Consider the following 3,815-nt stretch of genomic DNA (forward strand, 5'->3'; position numbering starts at 1 on the left):
TATGATCGCGCATGGAGGGTCCTTCCTCTCCGTCTCCGGCCTAGACAACCCGAGAGGATACAGGAGGGGCCCTCTTCCTGTGGCACAGGGGAGCGACCCGGAATCCGGACAAAGTTAACTCACACAGGCCGTCGCGCAGACAGAAAACGTCTTAACGGCACCGAAAATACCATAGCGAATAGACCGCGCCCGCTCACAAAGGTTTCCCAATATGGCATAATGTATTTCGTTGACAGAAAAGTCCAAGGAAGGCCATGAATCCCACAGTCACTATTATCATTCCAGTCTACAACACCGAAGACTATCTGCCCCAATGCCTCGACAGCGTGCTCGGCCAATCATTTACCGATTTTGAAGTGATTTGCGTCGATGATGGGTCGAATGATCGATCCCCCCTCATCCTCGACGAATATGCCGCGCGCGACCCGCGTCTTCGGGTGCTGCACACCGAGCGCGTCAATGCAGGCGCTGCCCGCAACCACGCCTTGCGAGAAGCCCGGGGGGTCTATCTATCATTCCTCGATTCCGACGATTACTTTGATGCGAATTTTCTTGCCGTCATGGTCGAGCTTGCTGAACGCAACCAGCTTGACGTCGCCCTCTGCAAGTCGTTTTTCCTCGACGATGCCACGAAAAAGCGCACGAACCACAACAAACCGTTGCTCGACACGCTAAACCCCTGCACCGTTTATTCGGCCGACAATCTTTGGGATGTGGCGTTCCGCTACACCGTAGGCTGGCCCTGGGACAAGCTGTACCGCCGCGCGTTCATCGAAGAGCATGGGCTCGCCTTTCAAGAATTGAGCAGCACCAACGACGCTTTCTTCGTGTTCTCCGCTCTTGCGCTCATGACGCGGTTTGCCTTTACCGATAAGCGCCTTGTTGTTCATCGCGTGAATAATCTGCGGTCAATCGAAAATACCCGCGACAAATCTTGGGGCAACCTCTTCTCGGCCATCGAGGCCATCGAGGCCAACCTGGCGCGACAAGGTCTTACGGGCAAAGCTCAGAGAAGTTTTGATAACTGGGTCGCTGAAATGTGTCTTTGGAACATCTGCTCCCTGAGATCATCTCGCGAGGAATTCTACGATTACGTGCAGGAGCACGTAACCCCAAAGCTCGCGCCGAAAGATCCCAGCTACTTCTATGAAGAGGACTACGCCCTCCGCCTGAGAATTTGGGATGCATGCGACTACCAGACCGCATCGCAAGTGTTTGCCCAGCTCGACGAAGCCAAGGCCGCAATCAAGGAGAGCGAGCAAATCAAGACAGAGAACGGGCGGCTCAAGAGCATTGAGCGCTCACGTTCGTATAAAGTCGGCCGGTGCCTAACAGCCCCCTTTCGCCGCATCGCCACTTACCTTAAGAAATCGAACTAACAGGAAGGTCCGTAATTGATGGATGCCACGACGAACAAGCCCTGCGTGTCGGTTCTCATGCCCTCTCTCAATGTTGGCAAATACATTCGCCAGAGCCTTGAGAGCGTCATCAACCAGACTCTTGAAGACATCGAGGTCATCTGCATCGACGCAGGATCCACGGATGGTACGTTAGAGATCATCCAAGAGCTGGCGAGCCAATACCCTAACGTTTCCGTATTGGCCTCTCCGGTCAAATCCTATGGTGCCCAGATGAACCTCGGCCTCGCCGCAGCTCAAGGTGAATATATTGGCATCGTGGAAACGGACGACTACATCGATTCCGATGCCTTTGAAAAGCTCTACCGATTGGCAGCGGACAATGGCTGCGATATCGCAAAGGCAAACCGTTACAGCCTTTGCGAAGCATCGGATGAATACGTTGAGGTGCTGCGAGGGCTTCCCTACAATCGAGTATTCAAGCCCGTCCCCGATCTTCCCAACATCTTCAATCCCGCCCCGTGTATTTGGACAGCCATTTATAAGCGTGACTTTCTCATCGACAACAGAATTGACTTCTTGGAATCCCCCGGAGCGTCCTTTCAGGATACTGGTTTCGTGTACAAAACTTACCTAGCCGCAGAGAAGATGATCCTCACACACGACGCTTTCCTGCATTATCGCATCGACAACGAAAACTCTTCAGTCAAATCAAGCCAGAAAGTTTTTTGCGTCATGGATGAATTTGCTTCCATCGACCGTTTTCTGGCAGAGCGGCCCGAAGTTCGCACCCAGATATGGGACAAGTACTGCGAACTTCGCTTCAGAACCTACCAATGGAACGCAACGAGACTCGAGAAGCCCGAATACGACCAGTTCATGAGAGCCTTCGCCGAAGAACTGCTTTCATTCGACGCACCTTTGCAGTTCAGTGATAAATGCCTGAGTGAGCAGCAGCGACAGCTTTATCGCGAATTGCTCCCCCCTATTGAGAAAGCAGGCTCTGACCAATCGCTACTTGGAAAAATCAAAACCCGCCTGACCGCAAGACTCTTCTCGAATCGATAGGATCAAACAGCAATGTGCAAAGTATCGGTTATCATTCCTGTCTACAACAAGGCTCAGTATCTCGACAACTGCCTGAACTCCATCGAGAGCCAGAGCCTCCGGGAAATCGAAATCATCTGCATCGATGACGGCTCGACCGACGAATCACGAGATATTCTGGAGCGGCACGCCCGCAACGACGAGCGCATTATCGTCATTGCCCAGCAAAACCAGGGGGCGTCCTCAGCGCGCAACCGCGGCATTGAGCGCGCTCGCGGCCGCTACATTGCATTCATGGACGCCGATGACTTTTACCCCGACTGCGACGTTCTCGCCGATCTGTACCATGCGGCAACAACGCATCACTCCCCTGTCTGCGGCGGCTCTCTGTACGAGCTGTCGGCCGACGGGATACAAACCAACCCGAAGCAGAAGGCAAAGCGAGCCTATCTCTTCGAAGAGAACGGATTCGTTGAATTCTCCGATTATCAATTCGACTACGGCTTTACGCGATTCATCTTCGAAAAGCAGCTAATCCAGTCGCGCGGTATCCGCTTTGGGAGTCTCAGCGTTTACGAGGATCCGCTCTTTCTCGTCGAAATCATGACGGTCGTTAAAAGATTCTACGCACTCAAGCGACCCTCATACATTTACCGCGTGGAATACCATTCTCGGCAGTGGACGAGCGACAACGCCCGAGATTTGGCCATCGCCCTCAGCCGAGAAGCCGAACTCGCCATCGCCTCCGGGCTATCTGTTCTCCGCGAAGAGCACCTCCGGCGTCTGCACTACAGCTACCTTCCGGCTCTCTTCTCCATCAAAAGCGAGCTGCGGGACGATGCTCTTGAAGCGCTCAGCGCCCTTCAAGAGTCTATTCCGAACTCAGACGAAAGCAAACTTGCCGCCTCGGTGCATCGGGGCTTGCGTATCCTTGTCGAGACAGCGGAGGTATATCGGAGCATGCCCCGCTTCTATGATCTGGCTCCCTACTCCAAGACCGACAACCCCTCCCAGAAAACGACCGTCTCCATCGTTATCCCCTTCTTTAATTCGGAGGAGTACCTCGAGCATTGCATCGCCTCCGCGCTGGGGCAAACCTATCGGAACCTCGATGTTGTGCTCGTGGATGACGGCTCTACCGATCGCTCTCTTTCTATCGCCCAGAAGATATGCGGCCTCGACCCCCGCGCTCAGATTGTCCGCAAAGAGAACGGGGGCCTCTCGTCCGCCCGCAATGCGGGCCTTCTCGCCGCCACCGGCGATTACGTGCTTTTCCTCGACAGCGACGATCTCCTCGTTCCCTCCGCCGTCGAGCATTTACTCGGAGTAGCCCGAGACTCCAATGCCGATCAGGTGTTCTTTTCTGCTCAATCGTTTTACGATTCTTATGAGGCACTCGAGCAGCACCCC

The 3,815-nt window shown here is 54.1% G+C and carries 3 protein-coding genes; all 3 read left to right on the plus strand.

The genetic code is table 11. The features are described 5' to 3' along the window. The first annotated feature begins 254 nt into the window (after positions 1-254). Positions 255-1,379 (plus strand): glycosyltransferase family 2 protein, encoded by a 1,125-nt coding sequence (locus F8D48_RS11365; RefSeq protein WP_151432145.1) that lies wholly within the window; start codon positions 255-257, stop codon positions 1,377-1,379. A gap of 18 nt (positions 1,380-1,397) precedes the next feature. Beyond that, positions 1,398-2,426, plus strand: a complete 1,029-nt coding sequence (locus tag F8D48_RS11370) for a glycosyltransferase family 2 protein (RefSeq protein WP_170272816.1) — start codon at positions 1,398-1,400, stop codon at positions 2,424-2,426. 12 nt (positions 2,427-2,438) lie between these two features. Further along, the coding region (locus tag F8D48_RS11375) for a glycosyltransferase family 2 protein (RefSeq protein ID WP_151432149.1) at positions 2,439-3,815 on the plus strand (1,377 nt) is incomplete at its 3' end.

This window comes from Adlercreutzia muris (assembly GCF_008831045.1).
In the GTDB taxonomy this organism is placed as follows: domain Bacteria; phylum Actinomycetota; class Coriobacteriia; order Coriobacteriales; family Eggerthellaceae; genus Adlercreutzia; species Adlercreutzia muris.

What these genes read in the sequence shown, in the direction of transcription:
- F8D48_RS11365 (WP_151432145.1), top strand. Translation starts at nt 255, where the DNA reads ATGAATCCCACAGTCACTATTATCATTCCAGTCTACAACACCGAAGAC.
- F8D48_RS11370 (WP_170272816.1), top strand. Translation starts at nt 1,398, where the DNA reads ATGGATGCCACGACGAACAAGCCCTGCGTGTCGGTTCTCATGCCCTCT.